The organism is Bradyrhizobium sp. HKCCYLS3013, from assembly GCF_051167615.1.
GTDB lineage: Bacteria > Pseudomonadota > Alphaproteobacteria > Rhizobiales > Xanthobacteraceae > Bradyrhizobium.
The window spans coordinates 22,885-46,618 of sequence record NZ_JBNPTK010000022.1 but is presented as its reverse complement, the minus strand read 5'-3'; the positions used below and the strand labels follow the sequence as shown (position 1 = coordinate 46,618).

Genomic DNA, 23,734 nt, shown 5'->3' with positions numbered 1-23,734 from the left:
AGCCTAGTACTCGATGCCTTCCTGCGCCTTCACGCCGGCCGCGAAATGATGCTTCACGAGGTTCATCTCGGTGACGAGATCGGCGGCCTCGATCAGCTCCGGCTTGGCGTTGCGGCCGGTGACGACGACGTGCAGATCGGGACGGCGCCCTGCGAGCGTGGCGACGACGTCGGCGATATCAAGATGATCGTAGCGCAGCGCGATGTTGAGCTCATCGAGAACGAGCAGCCGGATCGACGGATCCGCCATCAGCTCCTTTGCCTTGGCCCAGGCGCGCTCGGCCGCGGCGACGTCGCGCGCGCGATCCTGGGTTTCCCACGTAAAACCTTCGCCGAGCGTGTGCCACGACACCTGGTCGCCGAACGTCTCGATGGCCTTGCGCTCGCCGGTCTCCCACGCGCCCTTGCCGAATTGCACGACGCCAATGCGAAAGCCGCGGCCGATCGCGCGCAGCATCAGGCCCCACGCCGCCGTCGATTTGCCCTTGCCCTTGCCGGTGTGAACGATGAGCAGGCCCTTCTCCACGGTCTTGGAGGCGACCTCGGCATCCTGCACCGCCTTGCGGTTCTCCATCTTCGCCTTGTGGCGGGAATCGTCGGCGCTTTCGGTCACGGGCATGTTCTCCTTGTCACTTCAAAGTCAGCGGCAGTCCTGCCGCCATCAGGATCACGCGATCGGCCACGGCCGCGACGTCCTGGTTCAGTCGACCCTGGGCGTCGCGAAAGGCGCGCGCCAGCGCATTGTCCGGCACGATGCCCAGCCCGACTTCGTTGGACACGGCCACGATGGGGCCATTCGCGCTCCTGAGCGCATCGATCAGCTCGGCACATCTGGCCGGTACGTCCATGTCGGCGAGCATCACATTGCTGAGCCAGAGCGTCAGGCAATCGATCAGCATCGGCGTGCCCGAATCTCCATGTGCCCGGATGAGGCCGGCGAGATCATGTGTCGTTTCCAGCGTCTGCCATCCCTCAATGCGGCGCGCCTTGTGCTGGGCGATCCGGTCGGTCATTTCGGCGTCGAACGCCTGCGCCGTCGCAACATAGGTCCAGGGCGGCGGAAGGGCGGTGACGAGCGCCTCGGCATGGCGGCTCTTGCCCGAGCGCGCGCCGCCGAGCACCAGCGTCAGGCGCGGCAGGACGGGGTGCGGCGGGGCAGGGGCCATGGGGACGATTCCGATTGACGGGCTTTGGCGCGACCCGTATCTAACAGATGACGGTTCTCCGAAAGGAGAGATTTAGGGAACACGGTGCGGGTTCTTGACCCAAGGCCGTGGCTGCCCCCGCAACTGTAATCGGCGAGTGTGAGGCCAAGACACCACTGGGAAACCGGGAAGGTGGCCTGATGCAGCGACCCGAGAGCCAGGAGACCTGCCGTCGACATTGCTGTTGGCCGACCCGTCGCGCGGGGAGTCGCGATGCTGGTTCTGATCCCGCCGGGATGGGCGGGATGCCGTCGGATGCAGCGCATCGTCCGGTCCTCTGGGGAGCCGGCAAGCGACGGAGACGGCCATGAAGTTGACCCGTACCACGACCTTTGCAGCCGCGAGCCTGTTGCTGCTCGCCGCCGATCCCGCCTTCGCGCATCACATGATGGGCGGCAAGCTGCCGCAGACGTTTGCGCAGGGGATGCTGTCCGGCCTCGGCCATCCCATCATCGGAATCGACCATCTGGCGGCGATCGTGGGCGCAGGCATCGTTGCAGCTCTTCTGGGCCGCGGCTTCGCGCCGGTGCTCGCCTTCACCACCGCGATGATCGCGGGCGTCGGCCTGCATGTGGCCAAGGCCAACATCCCCGCTGCCGAGCTGCTGGTCGGCCTGACCACCGCCGTGGTTGGGCTGGTGGTGGTGATGCGTGGGCGTTTCGGCGTGTTGCCGGTTGCCGGCCTGTTCGCCGTGACCGGCCTCGTCCACGGATATGCGCTGGGTGAATCGATCGTCGGCGCCGAGAACTCTCCGCTTGGAGCCTATCTCGCCGGGCTGCTCGTGATCCAGACCGTCATCGCGGCCGGTGCGTTCCTCGGCACCAGGCTGCTGTCGGCGAAGGCCAAGGCGGCTGCGCCGCTGGCGCTGCGGCTCGCGGGCGCTGCCATCGTGCTGGTGGGCGGCGTTGCCGCCGCAACGGCCGCCGGCGTGATCGGCTGATTGATGATCGCATCGGAGACTGGAGAGACGACGCTGTTCGTCTGCGTCACCTGCCGCACGCAGGCGCCTGAAGCTGCGCCGCCGGACGAGCCGCGGGCCGGTGCCCGTTTGCTCGCAGCCATCGAGACGGTGCCGGCCGCGCAGCGCGCCGGCGTCACCGTTGTCGGTGTCGAGTGCCTGTCGAACTGCAATCGTGCGTGCACGGTTGCGGTGACAGCGCCGGGCAAATGGACCTATGTGCTCGGCGCGCTCGATCCGGATCTGCATGCGCGGGATGTGCTGGCATTCGCGCAGCTGCATCAGCGCCATGATGCGGGCCTGCCGGCCTGGCGCGAGCGCCCGGAATACATCCGCAAGAACACCGTCGCGCGCGTGCCTGCGCTGTCGGCGCCACGCTGAAACCGAGAGATCGCATCGCCATGACGAAGTCGTTCGCCAAGACGCCTTGCACCATCGTCACCGGTTTTCTCGGCGCCGGCAAGACGACGCTGGTGCGCAATCTGATCGAGACCGCGAACGGCCGCCGGCTCGCCATCATCGTCAACGAGTTCGGCGACGTCGGCATCGACGGCGACATCCTGAAGGGCTGCGGCGTGCCGGACTGTCCGGAGGATCGCATCGTCGAGCTGTCGAACGGCTGTCTGTGCTGCACCGTCGCCGACGATTTCGTGCCCGCGCTCAGGAGCCTGCTGGATCAGAAGGAGCCGCCGGAGCATATCGTGATCGAGACCTCGGGGCTGGCGCTGCCGAAGCCGCTGGTGCAGGCCTTCAACTGGCCCGAGATCGCGACGCGTGTCACGGTCGACGGCGTCGTGGCGGTCGTCGACGGCCCGGCGGTGGTTGCGGGCCGCTTCGCCGACGATCCGGAAGCGCTCGCGGCGCAGCGCGCCACCGATGCCTCGCTCGATCACGACAACCCGCTGGAGGAGGTCTACGAGGACCAGTTGCTGTGCGCCGATCTCGTCGTGATGAACAAGAGCGATCTGATGAGCGAGGGGCAGCGCAAGGATGTCGCCGCCGAGATCGCCGCCAAGGTGCAGCGCGCGGTCAAGGTGATCGCGACCGAGCATGGCAGGCTGTCGGCGTCGGTGCTGCTCGGGCTCGGCGCCGCAGCGGAGGACGATCTCGCCGCCCGGCCGTCGCATCACGACAACGAGGCCGAGCATGATCACGACGATTTTGAGAGCTTCGTGCTCGACGTCCCGGCGCAGGCCTCGCCCGATGCGCTCGTCGACCGGATCGCGGCCGCCGTCGATGCGCATGATGTCTTGCGGGTGAAAGGGTTCGTGGAAGTTGCCGGCAAGCCGCTGCGCCTCCTGGTGCAGGCCGTGGGCAGCCGCATCCAGCATCAGTTCGAGCGCCCGTGGCGCTCGGGCGAATCGCGGCAGGGGCGGTTGGTGATCATCGGCGAGCGCGGCCTCGATGCCGCCGCCATCCAGAGCCTGATCACAGGGTAGGCGTCACCGATGCACCTGCTGGCGACAACGGGCGGGGATCTCGACGACCTCGAACAGGCCGTGGATCTTGCGCAGTCGCCGGCCGAGATCGTCGTGCTGTCGTTCTCGGACACCGACCTGTCGGCGTTGGCCGAAGCCTGGACCGCGACGTCGACCGAGCTGCCCAGCCTGCGCCTCGCCAGCCTGAAGCGGCTGAAGCATCCGATGTCGGTCGATCTCTATGTCGACCGCGTCGTGCTCGGGGCGCGCGCCGTCGTCGTGCGTTGTCTCGGTGGGCTCGACTATTGGCGCTACGGGCTGGAGCGCATCGCGTCGGTGTGCCGCAGCCGCAACATCCTGTTCGCGGCACTGCCGGGCGACGATCGCGCCGACGACCGGCTCGATGCGCTCTCGACCTTGCCGCACGACGCGACGTCGCGGCTCTATGGCTATCTGCACGAGGGCGGCGTCGGCAATGCGCGCGAGGCGCTGCATTATCTCGCGAGCCTGCTTGGCGGTGACGCGCCGTTTGGCGAGCCGCTCGCGCTCGGCTCCATCGTCGGCTTCGCGCGCGACCGCGGCGCGGTCGGCATCGATGACCTCTGCAGCCACGATGATGCACGGCCGAGCGCGCTGATCGTGTTCTACCGTGCGAGCCTGCTTGCCGCCGATACGGCCGGGATTGCGGAATTGATGCGTTCGATCGAAGCCGAAGGGCTGGCGGCGGTCGCGGTCGCGGTGACCAGCCTGAAGGATCCCAGCATCGGCGATGCGCTGGCGCGACTGGTCCGGCACCGGCGTCCTGCGGTCATCTTGAACGCGACCGCGTTCTCGGCGCAGCGCGAGGACGGCACAACGGCGCTCGACCTCGCGGACGCGCCGGTTCTGCAGATCATCCAGGCGCAGAGCACCGAGGACGCGTGGGCTTCCTCGGCGCGTGGACTGTCGCCGACGGACCTTGCGATGAATGTCGTGCTGCCGGAGCTCGACGGCCGGCTGCTGGCGCGCCCGATTGCGTTCAAGGGTGAGGCGCCGGCGGACGAGCGTCTGCAGTTCAGCGCGATGCGTTATGTGCCTCAACAGGACCGTATTGCTTACGTCGCCCGGCTCGCGGCGCGATGGGCGCAATTGCGCGCGCTGCCGGCCAGCGAACGGCGCGTAGTGCTGATGCTGTCCGATTATCCGGCGCGCGGCGGCCGCCGCGGCTATGCGGTCGGTCTCGACACCAGCGCAAGCGCGGCCGCGATCGCGCGGCTGTTGGCGGACAGCGGGTACGACATCGGCCGCGCAGCGCCGATCGCCGACGACATCGAAGCGCTGCTGCGGGACCAGGCAGATGAGCTCGTCGTGCCGCTCGCGACCTATCGGTCCGCACTGGCGCTGTTGCCGGATGATCTGCAGCGCGCCTTGCACGACACCTGGGGAGAGGCAGATGTCGACCCGGCATTCCGGGATGGCGCGTTCCGTTTCCCGGTGCTGCGTACAGGAAAACTGCTGATTTTGTTGCAGCCGGATCGTGGCCATCGCGCCGACCGCAAGTCCGGCTATCACGACACCAGCGTGCCGCCGCGGCACGCTTTCGTCGCGCTCTACGCGCATCTTCGTGAGGCCGAGCGGATCGATGCGCTGATTCATCTGGGTGCGCATGGCACGCTGGAATGGCTGCCGGGCAAGGCGCTGGCGCTCTCGAGCGCGTGCTGGCCGGAGGCCGTGCTGGGCCCGTTGCCGGTGATCTACCCCTTCATCGTCAACAATCCCGGCGAAGCGATGCAGGCCAAGCGGCGGTTGTCGGCACTGACGCTCGGGCATCTGACGCCGCCGCTGTCGCAGGCCGGCCTGCACGGACCCTTGCTGGAGCTGGAGGGGCTGGTCGAGGAGTATGCCGAGGCGGATGGTCTCGACAAACGCCGCTTGAAGCTGCTCGAGGAGGAGATCGTCGCGCGGGCCTGGCAGAGCGGCTTGGCCGCCGATTGCGGGCTCGACCGTGCCATGGCCGGACGCGAGGCGATCGCGCAGCTCGATGCGCAGCTCTGCGACATCAAGGAGCTCGCGGTGCGTGACCGCCTGCACGTGTTCGGGCAGGCGCCCGACACGGCGGCGACCGGCCTGTTGGCCGATGCGATCATTGCGGCCACGGGACAGGCGGCAGCGACTATCGATCGCGCCGACATCGCAGCCCGGATTGACGGGAGCGCGGCGGCCGAGCGCAGCGCGTTGCTCGCCGCGCTCGATGGCCGGCGCGTCGCCGCCGGTCCCGCCGGCGCGCCGAGCCGCGGCCGTCTCGACGTGCTGCCCACGGGCCGCAATCTGACCGCGATCGACCCGCGCGCGATTCCGACCCGCACTGCGGCTCTGGTTGGCCAGCGCGCCGCCGACGAGGTGATCCGGCGCTATCTGCAGGACCATGGCGACTATCCGCGCGCGCTCATGCTCGATCTCTGGGCGTCAGCATCGCTGCGTACCGGCGGTGACGATCTGGCCCAGGCCTTGGCTTATCTCGGCGTGCGGCCGCGCTGGGATCTCAACTCCAATCGCGTCACGGGCGTCGATGTGCTGCCGTTGGCGATGCTCGATCGCCCGCGCATCGATGCGACGCTGCGGATCTCGGGGCTGTTCCGCGACCTGTTCGAAGCGCAGATCGCGCTGTTCGATCTCGCCGTGCAGAAGGTGGCGGCGCTCGACGAGGACGATGCCGACAATCCGCTGGCCGCGGCCCGGCGGCGCGGCGAGAGCCTGGCGCGCGTGTTCGGCGGCGCGCCCGGCAGCTACGGCGCCGTTGCCGCCGATCTCGCGCTCGGGATGGACTGGACGAGCCGGTCGCAGCTCGGCGAGGCGTATCTTGAGAGCACCGCTTACAGTTTCGGCGGAGCGCATGACGGCGTGTCGGCCTCCGACACGTTTCGCGCCCGCGTCCGCAGCGCCGATGCCCTCGTGCATCCGCAGGACGATCGTGAGCGCGACCTGCTCGATGGCGAGGAGGTCGCCGATTTCGCCGGAGGTTTTGCCGCCGCCGCAGCGTCGCTTGGCGCGTCGCCCGCGCTGCTGCATCTCGACACCAGCCGTCCAGAGGCGCCGACGGCGCGGAGCTTCAGTGAGGAGATTGCCCGCGTGGTCCGCGGCCGTCTCGCCAATCCGCGGTGGATCAACGGAATGCTCGCTCACGGCTATCGCGGCGTGGCCGAGATCGCGCAGGGCGTCGACGCGCTCTATGCCTTTGCGGCCACCTCCGATGCCGTCGCCGAGCACCTGTTCGATCTGGCGCATGGCGCGCTGCTGCGCGACGAGGCCGTGCTGGACGGGATGGTCGCGCGCAATCCTGCGGCTGTCGCCGCGATCGTCTCGCGGTTCGAGGATGCGCTGCGCCGGCGGCTTTGGGTGCCGCGCCGCAATGCGGTCGCTGACGAGATCGTGCAGGCTCGCGCGCGCCTCACGCAAAAGGAGAGCGTGTCGTGAGCGCCGCGGTCGAGATCAAGGGCTGGTGTCCGGGCGCGCGGCGTCCGATGCCGAGCGGCGACGGGTTGATCGTTCGCGTCCGGCCGCATGGCGGCGCGCTGCCGGTGTCGACGCTGCGCGAGCTTGCCGAGGCCGCGCGGCGTTACGGCAACGGCGAGATCGACCTCACGCGCCGCGCCAATCTGCAGATACGTGGCGTATCGTCCGAGACGCTCGTGCCTCTGTGGGAGCTGATGGCATCACTCGGCCTGCTCGATGATAGCGCCGAGCGCGAAGCCATCCGCAACATCGTCGTCAATCCGCTGGCGGGACACGACCCGGCCGAACGGGCCGACATGCGACCCGTCGCGGCCGAGCTGGAGACGTTGCTGGCCTCGGATCAGACGCTCCATGCGCTGCCGCCCAAGTTCGGCTTTGCGCTGGACGGCGGCGGCCGGCTGCCGCTGACGGAGCTCGCCGCGGATGTTCGTCTCGTCGCCTGTGGCGGCACTCGGGGGAGGCGTGTCGCCGTCGGCATTGCGGGTTCCGATGATCCCGTGTGGCTCGGAACGACAGCCGTGATCGACGCGGCATCGACGGCCGTTCACCTCGCGCGGCTGGTGCTGCAACTTAGCCCCACGCGCCGCTCCGCGACGTTGCCGCCGTCCGCGATCGCCGCGGTCAGCGCAGAGCTGAACCTTGACGTTTCCGACATCGCGCCACCGTCAGCCGCCATGGGGCAGCGACATTGCGGCGTCATTGCTCTCACGGATCAAACCTGCGCCGTCGGTCTCGGCGTGCCGTTCGGCCGCATCGATAGCGACGCGCTGGCGCGGCTTACGGCCGTGCTCGCGGCACATGATGTGGCCGAGGTCCGCCTGTCACCATGGCGCGCGCTATATGTCGTCGCGGGCGCCGTGAGTGCAGGGCAATTGGTGGCGGAGGCAGCCCGGCTCGGCCTGGTCGTCGACGACGCCGATCCACTGATGCGCATCGACGCCTGCTCGGGCGCCGGCTGCTGTCCGTCCACGGAATTGGCGACGCGGCAGCATGCCCGCATGATCGCCGATGCGATGGCCCGGACGGGATTCAACGGCACGCTGCACGTCTCCGGCTGCGCCAAGGGCTGTGCACGGTCGGCGGCTGCCGACATCGTGCTGGTCGGCGAGGCCAAAGGTTATCACATCGTCCGCCACGGCACGGTGAAGAGCGAGCCCTGCGGCATGCTCGATCCCGCCGAGATCGACGTCGACGGGTTGTTCGAAACGAAAGAAAAGGCCGATGTCTGAGCTCCGCGACTACATCAAGGACGGCGCGGAGATCTACCGCCGCTCGTTCGCGACCATCCGCGCCGAGGCCGACCTGTCGCGCTTCCAGGGACTGGAAGAGAAGATCGCCGTGCGCATCGTCCATGCCTGCGGCATGGTCGAGATCACCTCCGACATCGCGATGTCCGAACATTTCGCCGCGGAGGCGCGGGCGGCGCTCGATGGCGGCGCGCCGATCCTGTGCGATGCCAAGATGGTGGCGCAGGGGATCACGCGGGCGCGGCTGCGGGCGAGGAACGAGATCATCTGCACGCTCGAGGCGCCCGAGGTGCCCGCGCTTGCCGCGAAGCTTGGGACCACCCGATCCGCCGCGGCGCTGGAGCTGTGGCGGCCGCATCTCGGCGGCGCCCTGGTGGCGATCGGCAATGCGCCGACGTCGCTGTTTCATCTGCTCGACATGCTCGATCAGGGCGCGCCGCGACCGGCCGCGGTGATCGGGACGGCGGTTGGGTTCGTTGGAGCGCGGGAGTCCAAGGAGGCGCTCGCGGCCGATGGCCGGGTGCCGTATCTGATCGTGAAGGGCCGCAAGGGCGGCAGCGCGATGGCGGTCGCGGCGGTGAATGCGATCGCGAGCGACGTCGAATGAGCCTCTTAGACACCATCGCGGGCTCGGCTCATCCCGGCACGCTGTACGGCATCGGCGTCGGTCCGGGCGACGTTCGCTATCTGACCTTGCGCGCCGCCGGCCTGGTCCGGTCCGTCGATGTGGTGGCGTTCTTTGCCAAGCGCGGCATGGAAGGCAACGCGCGGCGGATCGTGACGCCCTTGATGGAAGCCGGCCGCCACGAGCTGCGGCTCGAATATCCGGTCACGGAGGAACTGCCCGTCGCCGACCCGTCCTATCAGTCAGAGATCGCCGATTTCTATCGGCGCGCGTCGGACAGCATCACCGCGCATCTGGCGGCGGGGCGATCGGTCGGTCTGCTGTCGGAAGGCGATCCGTTCTTCTACGGCTCGTTCATGCATATGTGGCGGCGACTGGAGCACGATCATCCGGTCGAGGTGGTGCCGGGCGTCACCGGCATGTCCGGCTGCTGGACAAAGGCCAATGTTCCGATCACCTGGGGCGACGACGTCCTCTCGGTGCTGCCGGGCACGTTGGGCGAGGACGTCCTGCATGACCGGCTGACGCGTTGCGAGGCTGCCGTGATCATGAAGGTCGGGCGCAACCTCGCCAAGGTGAAGCGCGCGATCATCAGCGCCGGATTGCTCGATCGCGCGCTCTATGTCGAGCGCGGCACGATGGAGGCGCAGCGCGTCGCGCCGCTGGCCGAGGTGGAGCTGGACCGCGGTCCCTATTTCTCGATGATCCTGATCCCCGGGCAGGGGCGACGGCTATGACGGGCACGCTGACCATCGTGGGCGTCGGCCCGGGGCGGGCCGAATTGATCACGCCCGCCGCCGCGGCCGCCATCGCAAGCGCGACCGATCTGATCGGCTATGGACCGTATCTCGACAGGGTGACCTCGACGAGTCCGGGCCAGATCCGGCACGCCAGCGACAATCGCGTCGAGCTCGACCGTGCGCGCCACGCACTGGCGCTCGCACGCGACGGCAAGCAGGTCGTGGTGGTGTCGGGCGGTGATCCCGGCGTGTTCGCGATGGCCGCGGCGGTGTTCGAGGCGGTCGAGGCGGGACCGCCGGCTTGGCGCGACCTCGACATCCGCGTCGAGCCTGGCGTCACCGCCATGCTGGCGGCCGCGGCTGAGGTCGGGGCGCCGCTCGGCGGCGACTTCTGCGCGATCTCGCTCTCCGACAATCTCAAGAGCTGGACGACCATCCGTCGCCGCCTCGAGGCGGCCGCCGCGGCCGATTTCGTCATTGCGCTCTATAATCCGCTGTCCAAAGCGCGGCCTCATCAGCTGGGCGAGGCGTTCGCGCTGCTGCGCCAGATCAAGCCGGCTTCGACCGTCGTCGTCATGGTCAGGGCCGCGGGCAGTGGTGATGTCGGACGGATCATCACCACCTTGGGCGAGGTCGATCCCGGCAAGGCGGACATGCGCACGCTCGTGCTGATCGGATCGAGCGCCACGCGCCTGATCGCGCGCGAGGGAAAGTCGCCGTTTGTCTATACGCTGCGCCGTGAGGTTGAGGGCGGGGCATGAACCAGTTGTGCCTCCAGCCACTGCAATGCGGCTCGCGCGCCGTCCAGCGCGATGCCATGCGGCTTGTCGGGTCTTGCGATCATCACCACGGGAATCGCGAGCCGCCGCGCGGCTGCGATCTTCGGATACGTGGCCGCGCCTCCGGAGTTCTTCGATACCACAAAGGCAATGCGCTCCTGGATCAGAAAGGCTTGCTCTGTCGGCTCGTCGAACGGCCCGCGATCGTGGACGAAGCGAATGTCGGGCGGCAACGCGACGTCGCCAGGCGGGTCGATGGTTCGCGCGACGTAGTGGTGCTGCGGGGCTGCTGCGAAGGCTGCGAGCTCCAGGCGGCCAAGGCTGAGGAATACACGCGCCGGATCCGTTCCGAGCGCGGAAGCCGCGTCGTCGGCACTGCCGACTTCGATCCAGCGGTCGCCGGCCTGGCGTTGCCAGGCCGCGCGCCGGATCGACGCCAGCGGCACCGACAGCGCATGGCAGGCTGCGACCGCATGGCGCGAGATCTGGTCGGCGTAGGGATGCGTGGCATCGATGACGGCGTCGATCGCATGATCCCGCAGCCAGGCTTCCAGTCCGGCGATGCCGCCGAAGCCGCCGATGCGCGTCGGCAGCGGCTGCGGTCTGGGCGCGGCGGTGCGGCCGGCGAGCGAGAGCGTCGCTGCGAACCGGTCGTCGCCGGCGAGCAGCCGCGCCAGCTCCGAAGCCTCGGTCGTCCCGCCAAGAATGAGAATACGCATGCGGGGCAGTGTCCATGGTGAACTCGGCCGCAACTTGCAACGCGCAGCGCTGGCTGTCCATCGTCGGGATTGGCGAGGATGGTGTTGACGGTCTCTCGACGTCCGCACGACGTCTCATCGCGCAGGCGGCGCTCGTGGTCGGAGGCGCGCGCCATCTCGAGCTTGCCGCGCCGTTGATCGCGGGGGAACGGCTGGCTTGGCCCAGCCCGTTGAAGCTCGCGTTCGACCAGATCGCGGCGCGACGGGGACAGCCCGTCGTCGTTCTCGCAAGCGGCGATCCTTTCAACTACGGCGTCGGCAAGCAGCTGATGCAGCGCTTCGCGTCCGCCGAGATGCTTTGCGTCCCGCAGCCCTCGGCCTTCAGCCTCGCGGCGGCGCGGCTCGGCTGGCCGCTGCAGGATGTGGCGCAGGTGACGTTGCACGGCCGCCCGCTCGAAGGGATTATCCGCCATCTCGCGCCGGGCGCGCGCATTCTGGCACTGGCCTGGGACGGATCCACCGCCGCGCGGCTCGCCGCGCTGCTGACCTCGCGCCGCATGGGACGCTCGCGCCTGACGGTGCTGGAAGCGATCGGCGGCGCGCATGAGCGGGTGCGCAGAGCGCTGGCCGACGCGTTCGATCTCTCTGATATTCATCCGCTGACGACGATCGCGGTCGAGGTCGATGCCGAGACCGATGCACCCGTGATCCCGCTGACCGCTGGTCTTGCCGATGACCTGTTCGAGCATGACGGCCAGCTCACCAAGCGCGACGTGCGCGCCGTGACGTTGTTGGCCTTGGCGCCGCGTCCAGGCGAACTGCTGTGGGACGTCGGGCTGGGCTCGGGCGCGGTGGCAATCGAGTGGCTGCTGCGGCACGGCTCGCTGCGCGCGATCGGGATCGAGGCGCGGCAGGACCGGGCCGACCGGGCGATGCGCAACGCGCTGGCGCTCGGCACTCCCGAGCTGAAGCTGGTGATGGGACGCGCGCCGGCGGTGCTGGCGGATCTGGAAGCGCCCGATGCGGTCTTCATCGGCGGCGGCATTTCGGAAATGGGTGTGTTCGAAGCCGTCTGGTCGCGGCTGAAACCCGGCGGCCGCCTCGTCGCCAACGTGGTGTCGCTCGAAGGCGAGGCGCGGCTGAGCGCGTTGTTCGGCCAGCATGGCGGTGAACTGATCCGCATCGCGGTTTCGCGCATCGAGCCGGTCGGCCGCATGCATGGTTGGCGGCAGGCCATGCCGATCACGCAGTGGCGGGTGACGAAACCATGATCGCGCTCGGGATCGGTTGCCGCCGCGCCGCCAGCGTCGCAGACATCGAGGCGGTCATCGCACAGGCGCTCTCGTTGGCGCGCCTCGCCCCGGCAGACGTGGCGGTGCTCGCCACGGCGGCGGACAAGGTCAGCGAGCCTGGCGTGGTGTCCGCCGCGCAGCGGCTCGGCCGTCCGCTCGTCGGAGTCGATCTTGCTGACATGACGGCTGTCGCCGATCGCGCGATCACGCGAAGCGATCGCGTCAGGCGCCTGAAGGGTGTACCTTCGGTTGCCGAGACGGCGGCGCTCGCTGCCGCCGGCGCGAATGCCCGGCTGGTCCTGGCGCGCGTCGCAAACGCCGTAGCGACCTGCGCGCTGGCGGAGGGCGAGGCGGCCATCGATGCGGAGCGTGCGCCATGACGGTGCACTTCATCGGCGCCGGTCCCGGCGCCCCGGACCTGATCACCTTGCGCGGCCGTGACCTGATCGCGCGCTGTCCGGTATGTCTCTATGCGGGCTCGCTGGTCCCTCGAGCGCTGCTCGATCATTGCCCGCCCGGCGCACGTATCGTCGACACGGCACCGATGTCGCTCGACGAGATCGTGGCCGAGATCGAACGCGCCACGGTCGCAGGAGAAGATGTGGCGCGGCTGCATTCCGGCGATCTCTCGATCTGGAGCGCGCTCGGCGAGCAATTGCGGCGCCTCGATGCGTTGCGGATTCCCTACACGATCACACCCGGCGTGCCGTCGTTCGCGGCGGCAGCGGCCGCGCTCGGCCGCGAACTGACCTTGCCGGGACTCGCCCAATCGTTGGTGCTCACGCGGACCTCCGGCCGCGCGTCGGCCATGCCGGAGACGGAGCAGCTTGCGCTGTTCGCGCAGTCGCGCGCCACGCTCGCCATCCATCTCTCCATCCACGTTCTGGACAAGGTCGTCGAGGAGCTGCGGCCGCATTACGGTGACGACTGTCCGGTCGCGATCGTCTATCGCGCGAGCTGGCCGGACCAGCTGGTCCTGACCGGCACGCTGGCGACCATCGTCGGCCAGGCCGCGGCTTCCGCCGTGGAGCGGACCGCGCTGATCCTGGTGGGCCGCGCACTCGCAACCGAGGATTTTCGCAACAGCGCGCTGTACGATGCCGACTATCAGCGGCGCTTCCGCGGGAGAGGGGAGTGAGCCGGTCCATGACTTTGTCCGACCAGCCGGCCGTCGCGGTCGAACACGGCGATGTCGAGGGCCATGTCGTTGTCGCCCAGCGCACGCCGCGCCGTCGTCCAGGCGGCGAGCGCGACCACCTCTCCGGCAGGAAACCCGACCCGCTGGGACTCCTGCAGCACCTGCAGCGCGGTGTTGGCCGTGCGTGCGCTCGTGACGAGCGTGGTCGGCGCACCCGCGTCATGCAGCGTGTTCGCCAGCCAGCCGAGATCGACCTCGCCGGCGCGCGAATGCAGGTCGAGCAGGCCCTGGCCGAGCTTGGTCATCTTGGCGAAGCCGCCGGCCACGGTGACGCGAGCGACCGGATGCCGTCGCAGATATTTCAGCATGCCGCCGGCGAAATCGCCCATGTCGATCAGCGCCGTCTCCGGCAGGCCATGGAGCCGCTGCACGGCCTTCTCGGATGTGCTTCCCGTCGCGCCGGCGATGTGCGGCAGGCCGGCCGCGCGCGCGACGTCGATGCCGCGATAGATGGAGTGGATCCAGGCAGCACAGCTGAACGGCACCACGATTCCCGTGGTGCCGAGGATCGACAGGCCGCCGACGATGCCGAGCCGCGGGTTGAGCGTCTTTCTGGCGAGCTCCTCGCCGCCGGGAATGGAGATCTCGACGGCCACGTCGCCTGTCGCACCGAGCTTTGCCGAGGCTTCGCCAATCGCCGCCGTGATCATCTCGCGCGGCACCGGATTGATCGCAGGCTCTCCCGGCGGCAGCGGCAATCCCGGTCGTGTCACGGTGCCGACGCCGGGGCCGGCGCGGAACGTTACGCCGGAATTGTCTGCACCGCGCCGCAAGGTTGCTCTGACCAGCGCACCATGCGTGACGTCAGGATCGTCGCCGGCGTCCTTGACCACGCCCGCGGTGGCCTTGATGCCGTCGGCCTCATGCATCGCGATCGCAAAGCCGACGCGACGTCCGCCAGGCAGGGCGATCTCGACCATGGCAGGACAGTTGCCCGTGATCAGCAGCTCGTAGGCGGCGCGCGCTGCGGCCGTGGCGCAGCTTCCGGTCGTCCAGCCACGCTTCAGCGGTCGGTTCGGCGGATCCGCGATGTCCATCATGTCGGTTCGCATAGCACATTTTGCCATGCCTCGGCGGCGTTACGGCCATGAGCACGGCGGCGCCCAGCGGAATCATCATCGCCGCGCCGCGTTCGGGCGCCGGCAAGACGACCGTCACGCTCGGGCTGTTGCGTGCACTCAGCCGGCGCGGCGCGCGCGTGCAACCCTTCAAATGCGGCCCGGACTATATCGATCTCGCCTATCACACGGCTGCGGCACAACGGACGAGCTACAATCTCGACAGCTGGGCGATGTCCGCGCCGCAGCTGCTCGGGCTTGCCTGCGGCGTCGCCGCCGACGCCGATATCGCCATCGTCGAGGGCGTCATGGGCCTGTTCGATGGCGCGTCGCATCCCGGGCGCGCGGGCAGGGGCTCGGCTGCGGATCTTGCAGCCCTGACCGGCTGGCCGGTCGTGCTCGTTCTCGATGTCAGCGGGCAGACCGAGACGGCCGCCGCCGTCGCGCTCGGCTGCGCGCGTTTTCGCGACGATGTCCACGTGGCCGGGGTGATCCTCAATCGGGTCGCGAGCGAGCGGCACCGGGCGCTCATCGAGCCGGCGTTTGCGACCGTCGGAATCGAGGTGCTCGGCGCGCTGGCGCGGGACGCGCAACTGACCTTGCCCGAACGCCATCTCGGGCTGGTCCAGGCCCAGGAGATCACGGCCATCGAGGCCCATCTCGAGCGTCTTGCGGCAAGCGTGTCCGGGTCGGTCGATCTCGACGCGGTGCTTGCTCTCGCAAATCCGATTCGGGCGCCTGGCCTCGCCGCGCAGAGCTCCAGCCTCGGCATCAAACCGCCCGGACAGCGCATCGCGCTCGCATCAGATGCGGCCTTCTCGTTCAGCTATCCGCATCTGCTGCGGCACTGGCGCGCTCAGGGCGCGGAGGCCATCCCGTTCTCGCCGTTGAACGACGAGGCTCCTGATCCGGCAGCCGACGCGGTGTGGCTGCCAGGCGGCTATCCCGAATTGCATGCGGGACGGCTGGCCTCGGCGCGGTCGTTCCTGGACGCGTTGCGCGCGATGGCCTCGCGCGGCGTGCCAATCCACGGCGAGTGCGGCGGCTACATGACGCTAGGCGCGGGACTCGAAGATGCCCATGGTGTCCGGCATGCGATGGCTGGGCTGCTGTCACTGGAAACGTCGTTCGCGCGACGCCGCCTGCATCTCGGCTATCGTCAAGCGACGCTCTTGGTCGACTGCAGCCTCGGCCCGAGAGGGGCCGTCGTTCACGGCCACGAATTCCATTATGCAACCATCCTGAGCGAGGCAGACGATCCGCTGATCGCGTGCCGCGATGCCTCGGGCGGCGTCATCGCCGAGCGCGGCGCCCGGCGCGGGTCGATGACCGGATCGTTCCTGCACGTCCTGAGCGGGGAGGGCGCATGAGCGAGCCAGGCCGAAGCCCTCCGCAGTTCGACGCGACATTCCGGCAGCGCTTTGCCGAGCTGGTGCGCTGGCGTCGCGACGTCCGCCGTTTCCGCGCCGATCCGGTCTCCCTTGAGCTGATCGAGCAGTTGCTCGCTCTCGCGTCCTACGCGCCGTCCGTCGGCTTCTGCCAGCCTTGGCGGTTCGTGCTCGTCGAGAGCGCCGAACGCCGCGCGACGGTGATCGAGAACTTCCAGCATGCGAACCAGGCGGCGCTCGCCGGCTATGATGGTGAGCGGCGCGCGCTCTATGCAAGCCTCAAGCTGGAAGGCTTGACGCAGGCGCCGGTCCATCTCGCCGTCTGTGCCGACGAAGGCGCTGCCACCGGGCATCGTCTCGGCCGCGCCACGATGCCGGAAACGCTCCGCTACTCGGTGGTCGCAGCGATCCAGACGTTCTGGCTGGCGGCGCGCGCGGAAGGTCTCGGCGTTGGCTGGGTGTCGATCCTGGACCCGGAGGCTGTCTGTCGCGCGCTCGAATTGCCGTCGGACTGGAGCCTGATTGCGTATCTCTGCGTCGGCTGGCCGCAGGAGGAGCATGACGATCCCGAGCTGGAACGTCACGGCTGGGAAACGCGGCTCGACCAGACCGTGATCAAGCCGCTCAAGCGTTAGGTCACGACGCGAGCGCCAACGCCGGCGCGTCAACCGTCATCGGCTCGCCGACGGCGGCCTCGGCGCGCATGAGCTGAAACCGTGTGCCGTGCAGGTTGACGGTCAGTGGAATGCCGCGGAAATCGTCGTGAAAGGCGTGGATGCGGCGCGCCATCTCGGATCGATCGATGTCGGCGGGCATGTCGCATAGGGCGGCGTACATCTGCCTCGTGCTCTTGGGGCCGCTCCAACCGGTGCCGAGCGCCGGCAGCGGGCCGGCCTGGCAGGCGAGGTCGCGCGACATCCGCCAGAACAGATAGGCGAGCCGCACGAACGCCATCTGCTCCAGGCCGCGGACATCCACGCCTTGGGGGATGTCGAACGGCTCGACACCGACGATCGCGCCGCAGTCGACCCGGGTCTTCATCGCGTGGGCCGTCGCGCCGAAGCGCTTCGTACCGTCGTACATTGCGAAATGGGCCGGCGCCCAGCCGGGATAATCCGGTGGGCCCGGATGAAAATTGTAGGCGCCGTAACCGAGCGCCTGAAGGATGGCGGCAGGCACGACGACGCCGGTCGTGAACGCAAGCAGGCGGGATCTGCCGAGCACGTCGCGTTCGATGGCTTCGAGGTCCTGCAGGCTGACCGCGCAACGGAATGCGAGGGCAGGGTTGTGCGCCCGCAGGAGCTCGGACAACGCGAGCTGCTGGTCACGGCTGCCGGTGAGAAGAATGATGGTGTCGAACATGATTTGTCCTGGCTGGCGTCAGTGGCGATGGGCGTTGAAGCTGGCGGGCCGGCGCATGGCTTCCGAGGCGGCGGTGGCGGCGAACAGATCGGCCGGCAGCTCCTGACCGGGGACGATCTCGAGTACCATGTTGTCGGCCAGCAAAGCGGCCTGCCGCGCCATGCGAACCTCCGGCGCCCACGAGCACAGCGAAAGCTCGAGGCGGCCAAAGCCGCCGCAATCGGCGACGAAGGCGCTCGTCAGCCGCTCGATGCTGTCAGCCGTTGCGCGCGCGCTGCTGCCTTCGACATCGCGCAGGATGACCGTGACGCCCCGGCCGGATTTTACTTTCGAGCGCACCACGAGCAGCGACTCCAGCGCGCCGACGCGCCCCGCCCGCCGCGGCGAGCGTGCCACTTCGGCGAAGTCCGGGTCGGGGCCGAGATCAGCGTTTGTCGGCTTCAGATTGTGGACGATCGTCGCGTTGCCGACTCCGGCTTCCCCTGCAACGGCATGGTAGCTGCGGGGAAGCCAGACCGTATCGAGTGCGATCTGGGACGTCACCGCACTCCAGGCCTGGTCGATCAGATAGCCGTCCCAGACATCGGGATATGACGAGGCAATCTCGCGCCAGGTCGTCAGCATGGTCTCGGCCGCCTTGGAGCGGCCGAAATAGAGAGTGCGCGGCGACATCTCCCAGCCGTTCCACTTATGGACGGCGAAGTCGCAGCCGGCCAGATGAGGAAGGCCCGGGGCGGCTTGAAACATCACGTCCGCCTCGACGTACAACAGCGGCTCGCGGTGCCGCTGCCACATCCGCGCGACGAAGTCGGCCTTGTCGGCAGCGCTCAGGCGTTCGCCGGGGCGGCAATCGATCGCCTCGATGTCGAATGGGAGCCCGAGCCGCTGCAGCGAGCGTCTGAGATGATAGACGTGCAAGTCGCCGACCGTCGTCGGATGGCAGGACACGACACGCATCGTAGTTGCGGGTGCCGTCTCCGGAGCAGGCCAGTCGCGGCCGCCCCACCACAATTCATGCGGACCGTCGGCCGAGGTGCCGACGGTGCCGAACGCCGTCAACTTGGATTTCAGGAAATCGAACGCGGGGTTTTCGCCGAAAGGGATCGCCACGGCATCGTGCGAGGTCAGCGTGCCGTACAGCAGCTCCGCACCCGCGCCGGTTGGCGGATCGAGCAGGACGATCGTGCGGCCGCGGCCAGGCGATGGACGTTCGTCGCAGTGAACCAGCGGCCCGAATGTCCGCGACAGCCACTGCAGACGAAGACCTTGCTGCTGACCGAGCCTGACGCCTCGAGCGCGCAAGGCTTGCGTCGGGTCGTCGTCGATGGCTTTCGGGTCTTGTCGCATCATGCCGGGTCCTCCTGCACAATCAAACGGACCACGTCGGCCAATCAGGCGCGTCGATCACGCATGCGCCGGCGTCGGTCACTTGCGATGATGCGAGCAGGACGAAGCTCTCGACACGGAAAACGCGAACTTCGTTTCGCAATGTTGCCGGCGCGCCGCGCGAAGCCCGCACAGATGAATCAACATCGTGGATGCGTAAGAAGACGTACGGGCATTCGCTTTCGATCTGATAGCGCTTGGTCGACGCCGAAGTACGAAATCGGGCGTTAAAAAGCAGTCGCGGGCGCGGATCGCGCGCTTCGCGCTGAGATATCGAACGCGACGATACTCACGAAAGTCGACGTCGATCGAAACATTGAGCAACATTCGGTGACGCTACAGACATCGATTGACACCTACGCGTGCGTCGTCGGCGCGCGACGCATCACGTCGATCGCTTCATTTGTCGTTCCATCAGCAACTACAACGTACGAGCACGACAGATCAGGCGCGCCTTGTCGCAAAAATCGTCACGAGATTCAAAAATCGCGTCTGCGGAAACTGACAGAGTCGAAAAATGCGATAATTTCGTCGAGGTGATTCGGAAAAAATTGCCGGGCGAGATGATCGTTTCGCAAGAACTCCGGATCTTGATCGACCGCAGATTTGGTGTGCGCGGTCCGCATCCAGGGATGCTGTTAGTAAGCGTTGCAGCCCGCGTTTTCTGCTGAACTCGTCTTCCGGAATGAACCCGCGCCATGCCGAACATCGGCCTCTCCTTCTCAATGATCGTCGAGCGCTCGATCCGCGTGCGGCAGAATTTGCCTGTCCCTAGGCAAAACATTCCATCTAACTACCTGAAAAATCACGAAGAATCTTCGCCTGCTTCTCTCGATCACAGCGTTCAACGATCGGAAGCCGTCTGCGAATACCGCATTCGGCATTGCGGGTTGGAGATGCGGAAATGAGCTACGCGCTGGACGTCTGGGCCCCGGCCGATGGCGTATCTTCGAAGGAGCCGGGGTCCCCGGACGTCGCGGTGGTGCTGCCGTCGAGCGAGTCGGTCAGCACCGTTCCAGACTCTGCGCCGCCGGGCGAGGCCATGGTCTTCGACGAGGACAAGGATCTGCTCGACCGGCTGGCCACCGGAGAGGAGCTCGCATTTCGCCTTCTCGTCGAGCGCCACATCGACCGCGCCTATGCGATTGCGTTGCGCATCGTCGGCAATGCCGCCGACGCCGAGGACGTCGTTCAGGATACGATGCTGAAGGTCTGGACTCATCGCGGGCGGTGGCAGCACGGCCGTGCCAAATTCTCGACCTGGCTCTATCGCGTCGTCAGCAACCGCTGCATCGACATCCGCCGCAAGCCGCGGACCGAGAATGTCGATGTGGTGCCCGAGGTTGCGGACGGCAAGCCGGATGCCGTGAGCGTCATCGAGCGTGCGGAGCTCAGCGACCTCCTGGAAGGAGCGATGCAGCGGCTTCCGGAGCAGCAACGGATCGCCGTGATCCTGTCGTATCACGAGAACATGAGCAACGGCGAAATCGCCGAGGTGATGGACACGACAGTGGCCGCCGTGGAGTCGCTGTTGAAGCGGGGTCGCCAGCATCTGCGCGACATGCTGCGGCGTCACGAGCGCGACATTCGCGGCGCATTCACCGATTGCTAACCATAAAATTCCCGGCGCGGGAGAATTCCCGCCTGATTCCCACAGGCGCTTCCGTTTGATCGGTCAGACGGGGCCGATCCGCACCGTCAGTCCTTCCACGATGCGGCGTGCTTTGCCGATCACTCAGGAGTCCTCACCGTGCCCGCAATTTCCACCAACATCGCCGCCAACTCCGCCGTCCGCTACTTGAACATCAACTCCAACCAGGAGACGAGCTCGCTCTCCAAGCTGTCGAGCGGTTCGCGCATCACGTCGGCCTCGGACGACGCGGCCGGTCTCGCCATTTCCACGCGCATCTCCTCGGATATCACCACGCTGCAGCAGGCCGCGACCAACGCCGCCCAGGCGACGTCGATCCTGCAGACCGCGGATGGCGGCGCGTCGAACATCAGCGACATCCTGGCGCGCATGAAGTCGCTGGCCTCCGAGTCCGCATCGGGCACCACGGTCGGAACCAGCCGCACCTACATCCAGTCGGAATTCTCGCAGCTCATCAGCGAAATCTCGTCGATCGCGACCGGAACGCGCTACAGCGGCCAGAGCCTGCTCGACGGCACCAGCACGTTCTCGTCGGGCGTCTCGGTTCTGGTCGGATCGTCCGCGTCCGACACCATCAACATCACGCTGTCGGATCTCACCGCGAGCACGCTCGGCGTCTCGTCGCTCGACGTCAGCACCCAGACCGGCGCCACCGCCGCCTTGACCGCTCTCGACACCGCGATCGACACGGTGTCGAAGGCCCGCGCCGACATCGGCGCGCAGGAGTCGCGCTTCAATTTCTCGGCCGACTCGATCTCGACGCAGACGCAGAACCTGCAATCGGCCAATTCCGCCATCAAGGACGTCGACATCGCGTCGGAACAGGCGAAGCTGTCGTCGGCGCAGGTGAAGACCCAGGCCGCGGTATCGGCGGAAGCCGCCGCCAACCAGATCCCGCAGTACCTCCTGAAGCTGCTGGGCTGAGCCGTGATCTGCCGGGCCGGCGCCTCGCCGGTCCGGCTTTTTCCTCGGAGGACGACGACGGATGACGGTGAGCAGCGCAACCTCGAGCACGAGCAGCACGACATCGTCTTCTTCATCATCGACGAGTTCGAGCAGCTCGCTCACGACGTCGGGAACGAGCACCACGAGCACGATCGACTGGACCGCGCTGATCGAGTCCGCCGTCAATGCCAAGCTCACCCAGGCGACCCAGATCTCGACCAAGATCACCGCCAATGAAGCCAAGATCACGGCGTACCAGACGCTGCAGACCGCACTGAAGACACTGTCATCGGGATTGTCGTCGCTGGCGACATCGATGGTGAACTCGCTTGCGACCAACGCCTTCGCCACGCGGGCCGCCACCATCAGCGCGACCGGCGACGTCAGCGCCTCATCGGCGCTGTCGATGTCGGTGAGCAATGGAGCCGCGACCGGCAGCCACACGCTGACGATCGGCCAGGTCGCCACGGCGCACAAGGTGACGGGCACGACGCAGTCGAGCCAGACCGCGGCCCTCGGCTATTCCGGCACGTTCTCGCTCGGCCTGTCCGGAGGCAGCACGGCCGACATCACCATCACCAGCGGCATGTCGCTGCAGGATGTCGTCGACGCGATCAACGCGCAGACCTCCACGACCGATGTCGAGGCGTCGATCGTCCAGGTATCGAGCGGGTCCTATCAACTGGTGCTGACGGCGACCCAGGATGCCGCCGACATCACCTATGCAAGCTCGTCCGGGGACGACATCCTCAACAAGCTCGGGGTGACCGACAGCTCGGGAGCCTTCGCGACGGTGCTGCAGACGGCCCAGGCCGCGGAGTTCACGCTCGATGGGATCAGCCTGACCCGCAACACAAACGACATCACCGACGTGCTCAGCGGCGTCACGTTCGATCTGCTGCAGGCGACACCCTCCGGAACGACGCTGACCGTCACCATCGGCGCCGATACGAGCCAGATCTCGTCGGCGCTGCAGACCTTCGTCACCGACTACAATGCGTTCCGCGATGCCGTGATTGCGCAGCAGACCACCAACTCCGACGGAACCGCCTCATCCAGCTCGGTGCTGTTCGGCGACGGCACCATGCGCGACATCATGAACTCGCTTCAGGCCGTGCTCGGAACGTCCGTCGGCGGGCTGACGATGGCGGACCTTGGTCTCTCGTTCAACGAAAAGAACGAACTCGAACTCGATACGGGCACGCTGTCGACGATCCTGAGCACCAATTTGAGCGGTGTGACGACGTTGTTGTCGGCGCAGACCAAGACCTCGTCGAGCCAGCTCAGCGTCGTCAATACCGGGTCGTCGCCGCAGTCGTTCACCCTGGATCTGACGGTGGATGCCTCGGGGAATCTCTCGGCCGCATCCGTCGGTGGCGACAGTTCGTTGTTCACGGTCAGCGGCAACACGATCGTGGGCAATTCCGGGACGATCTATGCCGGCATGGCTTTCACCTATACCGGCTCGACCTCGCAATCGATCACGGTGACCTCGACCCAGGGGCTTGCAACCCAGATCTACCAGATCGCCAAGACCGCATCGTCCAGCACCGGCTCGTTGCAGACTTTGATCGACAATCTGACGTCCCAGGACGAGACGATGCAGGCCAAGGTCAACGACATCAAGAGCTCGGCTGCGACGTTCCAGACCCAGCTCACGGCGCAATACGCCAAGTACCAGGCCGCGATCGAGAGCGCCAACAATACGCTGACCTATCTGAAAGCCCTCCTCAATTCGAGTTCGAGTAACTGATGACCCAGAGTTCGATGGCGCAATTTGCAAGTCAGGCCTACCGCGGCACGGCCGTCGCCGTTCCGCCGCTGCGGGCCGTGATCATGCTGCTCAACGGCGCGGTCACCTGCCTGCAGAAATCCGTGCAAGCGCAGGAGGTGCGTCGCTTCGAGGAGGGGCATGCCCACCTGACCCGGGCAACGGCGATCCTGCGCGGGTTGAGCTTGCACCTCGATTCCACGCGCGGCGGACCGGTCGCCGACCAGTTGTTCGGAACCTACAACGCCCTGATCGTGGCCGCGCTGCGGGCCTATGGTCGACCTCACATGCGCGAGAATTTCCAGCGGATCACCGAAAGCCTGCTGGAACTGCGGCAGGCGTGGGAGGCTGTCGATGTGGCGGCCCGGGGAAAGCGAGCGACCGCTGATTCGGCCAACCGTCGGTAGATCTCGCCGAATCGGGCACCCGCCGCACTGCGGAAATCTTGAGAAATCGATCAGAAATGGGCTGCATTGTCTCCCGTTTCGGTATCCAGTGCGGCCTCGCGTGCATACGGCTCCC

24 protein-coding genes and 1 riboswitch are annotated in these 23,734 nt (G+C 67.4%); of the genes, 18 read left to right on the top strand and 6 right to left on the bottom strand.

All coding sequences use genetic code 11. The annotated features are described in order from the left end of the window. Positions 1 to 3: 3 nt before the first annotated feature. Both cobO and cobU read right to left on the bottom strand, forming a co-directional pair. Positions 4 to 612 carry a cob(I)yrinic acid a,c-diamide adenosyltransferase gene (gene cobO, locus ACQR1F_RS28845; RefSeq protein WP_042339416.1) on the bottom strand — a complete coding sequence of 203 codons (609 nt, stop codon included), beginning with the start codon at positions 610 to 612 and terminating at the stop codon, positions 4 to 6. Positions 613 to 628: 16 nt separating this feature from the next. Further along, a complete protein-coding gene (cobU, locus tag ACQR1F_RS28840; protein WP_434840406.1) occupies positions 629 to 1,165 on the bottom strand; it encodes a bifunctional adenosylcobinamide kinase/adenosylcobinamide-phosphate guanylyltransferase in 537 nt (178 codons plus the stop codon). Positions 1,166 to 1,199: 34 nt separating this feature from the next. Beyond that, positions 1,200 to 1,392: riboswitch (cobalamin riboswitch) on the top strand. A gap of 119 nt (positions 1,393 to 1,511) precedes the next feature. On the opposite strand from cobU, the gene ACQR1F_RS28835 reads away from it, so the two are divergent. The 8 genes from ACQR1F_RS28835 to cobJ are packed head-to-tail and all read left to right on the top strand — an operon-like array spanning position 1,512 to position 10,445. Beyond that, complete coding sequence (locus tag ACQR1F_RS28835) at positions 1,512 to 2,144, top strand: HupE/UreJ family protein (protein ID WP_316182768.1); 633 nt, start codon at positions 1,512 to 1,514, stop codon at positions 2,142 to 2,144. A 3-nt stretch (positions 2,145 to 2,147) separates the two neighbouring features. Further along, the gene (locus ACQR1F_RS28830; protein ID WP_315805170.1) at positions 2,148 to 2,543 is read left to right on the top strand and encodes a DUF1636 domain-containing protein; all 396 of its coding nucleotides are present in this window, start codon (positions 2,148 to 2,150) and stop codon (positions 2,541 to 2,543) included. A gap of 20 nt (positions 2,544 to 2,563) precedes the next feature. Continuing rightward, positions 2,564 to 3,601 (top strand): cobalamin biosynthesis protein CobW, encoded by a 1,038-nt coding sequence (gene cobW, locus ACQR1F_RS28825; RefSeq protein WP_434840407.1) that lies wholly within the window; start codon positions 2,564 to 2,566, stop codon positions 3,599 to 3,601. Positions 3,602 to 3,610: 9 nt separating this feature from the next. Then, complete coding sequence (gene cobN / locus ACQR1F_RS28820) at positions 3,611 to 7,033, top strand: cobaltochelatase subunit CobN (protein WP_434914309.1); 3,423 nt, start codon at positions 3,611 to 3,613, stop codon at positions 7,031 to 7,033. Then, on the top strand, positions 7,030 to 8,301 hold the full coding sequence (cobG, locus tag ACQR1F_RS28815; RefSeq protein ID WP_434914308.1) for a precorrin-3B synthase: 1,272 nt from the start codon (positions 7,030 to 7,032) through the stop codon (positions 8,299 to 8,301). Before cobN ends, cobG begins: the two co-directional genes overlap by 4 nt. Then, positions 8,294 to 8,926, top strand: coding sequence for a precorrin-8X methylmutase (locus tag ACQR1F_RS28810; RefSeq protein WP_434914307.1), 633 nt, complete (start codon positions 8,294 to 8,296; stop codon positions 8,924 to 8,926). The genes cobG and ACQR1F_RS28810 overlap by 8 nt, the downstream gene beginning before the upstream one ends. Then, positions 8,923 to 9,681 carry a precorrin-2 C(20)-methyltransferase gene (locus ACQR1F_RS28805; protein WP_315805130.1) on the top strand — a complete coding sequence of 253 codons (759 nt, stop codon included), beginning with the start codon at positions 8,923 to 8,925 and terminating at the stop codon, positions 9,679 to 9,681. Before ACQR1F_RS28810 ends, ACQR1F_RS28805 begins: the two co-directional genes overlap by 4 nt. Beyond that, positions 9,678 to 10,445 (top strand): precorrin-3B C(17)-methyltransferase, encoded by a 768-nt coding sequence (cobJ, locus tag ACQR1F_RS28800; protein WP_315805131.1) that lies wholly within the window; start codon positions 9,678 to 9,680, stop codon positions 10,443 to 10,445. The genes ACQR1F_RS28805 and cobJ overlap by 4 nt, the downstream gene beginning before the upstream one ends. On the opposite strand, the gene ACQR1F_RS28795 is transcribed toward cobJ, so the two are convergent. Then, on the bottom strand, positions 10,409 to 11,182 hold the full coding sequence (locus tag ACQR1F_RS28795) for a cobalt-precorrin-6A reductase (RefSeq protein WP_434894274.1): 774 nt from the start codon (positions 11,180 to 11,182) through the stop codon (positions 10,409 to 10,411). The genes cobJ and ACQR1F_RS28795 overlap by 37 nt on opposite strands. 14 nt (positions 11,183 to 11,196) lie before the next feature. Between ACQR1F_RS28795 and cbiE the strand changes: the two genes are divergently transcribed. Genes cbiE through cobM form a run of 3 tightly spaced genes read left to right on the top strand, consistent with a single transcriptional unit; the run spans position 11,197 to position 13,591 of the window. Beyond that, on the top strand, positions 11,197 to 12,432 hold the full coding sequence (gene cbiE, locus ACQR1F_RS28790; RefSeq protein ID WP_434840411.1) for a precorrin-6y C5,15-methyltransferase (decarboxylating) subunit CbiE: 1,236 nt from the start codon (positions 11,197 to 11,199) through the stop codon (positions 12,430 to 12,432). Further along, the gene (locus ACQR1F_RS28785) at positions 12,429 to 12,833 is read left to right on the top strand and encodes a cobalamin biosynthesis protein (protein WP_316182776.1); all 405 of its coding nucleotides are present in this window, start codon (positions 12,429 to 12,431) and stop codon (positions 12,831 to 12,833) included. The genes cbiE and ACQR1F_RS28785 overlap by 4 nt, the downstream gene beginning before the upstream one ends. Next, positions 12,830 to 13,591, top strand: coding sequence for a precorrin-4 C(11)-methyltransferase (gene cobM / locus ACQR1F_RS28780; RefSeq protein ID WP_434914306.1), 762 nt, complete (start codon positions 12,830 to 12,832; stop codon positions 13,589 to 13,591). Before ACQR1F_RS28785 ends, cobM begins: the two co-directional genes overlap by 4 nt. Here the strand turns inward: cobM and ACQR1F_RS28775 are convergent. Continuing rightward, positions 13,561 to 14,691, bottom strand: coding sequence for a cobalt-precorrin-5B (C(1))-methyltransferase (locus ACQR1F_RS28775; RefSeq protein ID WP_434896340.1), 1,131 nt, complete (start codon positions 14,689 to 14,691; stop codon positions 13,561 to 13,563). The two genes, cobM and ACQR1F_RS28775, sit on opposite strands and share 31 nt — an antisense overlap. A 47-nt stretch (positions 14,692 to 14,738) precedes the next feature. Between ACQR1F_RS28775 and ACQR1F_RS28770 the strand changes: the two genes are divergently transcribed. Next, positions 14,739 to 16,079, top strand: a complete 1,341-nt coding sequence (locus ACQR1F_RS28770) for a cobyrinate a,c-diamide synthase (protein WP_434888099.1) — start codon at positions 14,739 to 14,741, stop codon at positions 16,077 to 16,079. Further along, a complete protein-coding gene (gene bluB, locus ACQR1F_RS28765; protein ID WP_316182780.1) occupies positions 16,076 to 16,732 on the top strand; it encodes a 5,6-dimethylbenzimidazole synthase in 657 nt (218 codons plus the stop codon). The genes ACQR1F_RS28770 and bluB overlap by 4 nt, the downstream gene beginning before the upstream one ends. A 1-nt stretch (position 16,733) precedes the next feature. On the opposite strand, the gene ACQR1F_RS28760 is transcribed toward bluB, so the two are convergent. Further along, positions 16,734 to 17,459 carry a formyltransferase family protein gene (locus tag ACQR1F_RS28760; protein WP_434914305.1) on the bottom strand — a complete coding sequence of 242 codons (726 nt, stop codon included), beginning with the start codon at positions 17,457 to 17,459 and terminating at the stop codon, positions 16,734 to 16,736. A gap of 18 nt (positions 17,460 to 17,477) precedes the next feature. After that, on the bottom strand, positions 17,478 to 18,809 hold the full coding sequence (locus tag ACQR1F_RS28755) for a hypothetical protein (RefSeq protein WP_434914304.1): 1,332 nt from the start codon (positions 18,807 to 18,809) through the stop codon (positions 17,478 to 17,480). 734 nt (positions 18,810 to 19,543) lie between these two features. Here ACQR1F_RS28755 and ACQR1F_RS28750 point away from each other — a divergent pair. From ACQR1F_RS28750 to fliS, 5 genes are all read left to right on the top strand, one after another. Next, on the top strand, positions 19,544 to 19,753 hold the full coding sequence (locus tag ACQR1F_RS28750; RefSeq protein ID WP_316182783.1) for a hypothetical protein: 210 nt from the start codon (positions 19,544 to 19,546) through the stop codon (positions 19,751 to 19,753). Next, positions 19,750 to 20,457 carry an RNA polymerase sigma factor gene (locus ACQR1F_RS28745; protein ID WP_434914303.1) on the top strand — a complete coding sequence of 236 codons (708 nt, stop codon included), beginning with the start codon at positions 19,750 to 19,752 and terminating at the stop codon, positions 20,455 to 20,457. Before ACQR1F_RS28750 ends, ACQR1F_RS28745 begins: the two co-directional genes overlap by 4 nt. A gap of 138 nt (positions 20,458 to 20,595) precedes the next feature. Further along, positions 20,596 to 21,420, top strand: a complete 825-nt coding sequence (locus ACQR1F_RS28740; RefSeq protein ID WP_315756400.1) for a flagellin — start codon at positions 20,596 to 20,598, stop codon at positions 21,418 to 21,420. Between the two features lie 61 nt (positions 21,421 to 21,481). After that, positions 21,482 to 23,194 carry a flagellar filament capping protein FliD gene (gene fliD / locus ACQR1F_RS28735; RefSeq protein ID WP_434914302.1) on the top strand — a complete coding sequence of 571 codons (1,713 nt, stop codon included), beginning with the start codon at positions 21,482 to 21,484 and terminating at the stop codon, positions 23,192 to 23,194. Continuing rightward, positions 23,194 to 23,619 carry a flagellar export chaperone FliS gene (gene fliS / locus ACQR1F_RS28730; RefSeq protein ID WP_434914301.1) on the top strand — a complete coding sequence of 142 codons (426 nt, stop codon included), beginning with the start codon at positions 23,194 to 23,196 and terminating at the stop codon, positions 23,617 to 23,619. Before fliD ends, fliS begins: the two co-directional genes overlap by 1 nt. Positions 23,620 to 23,734: the final 115 nt, after the last annotated feature.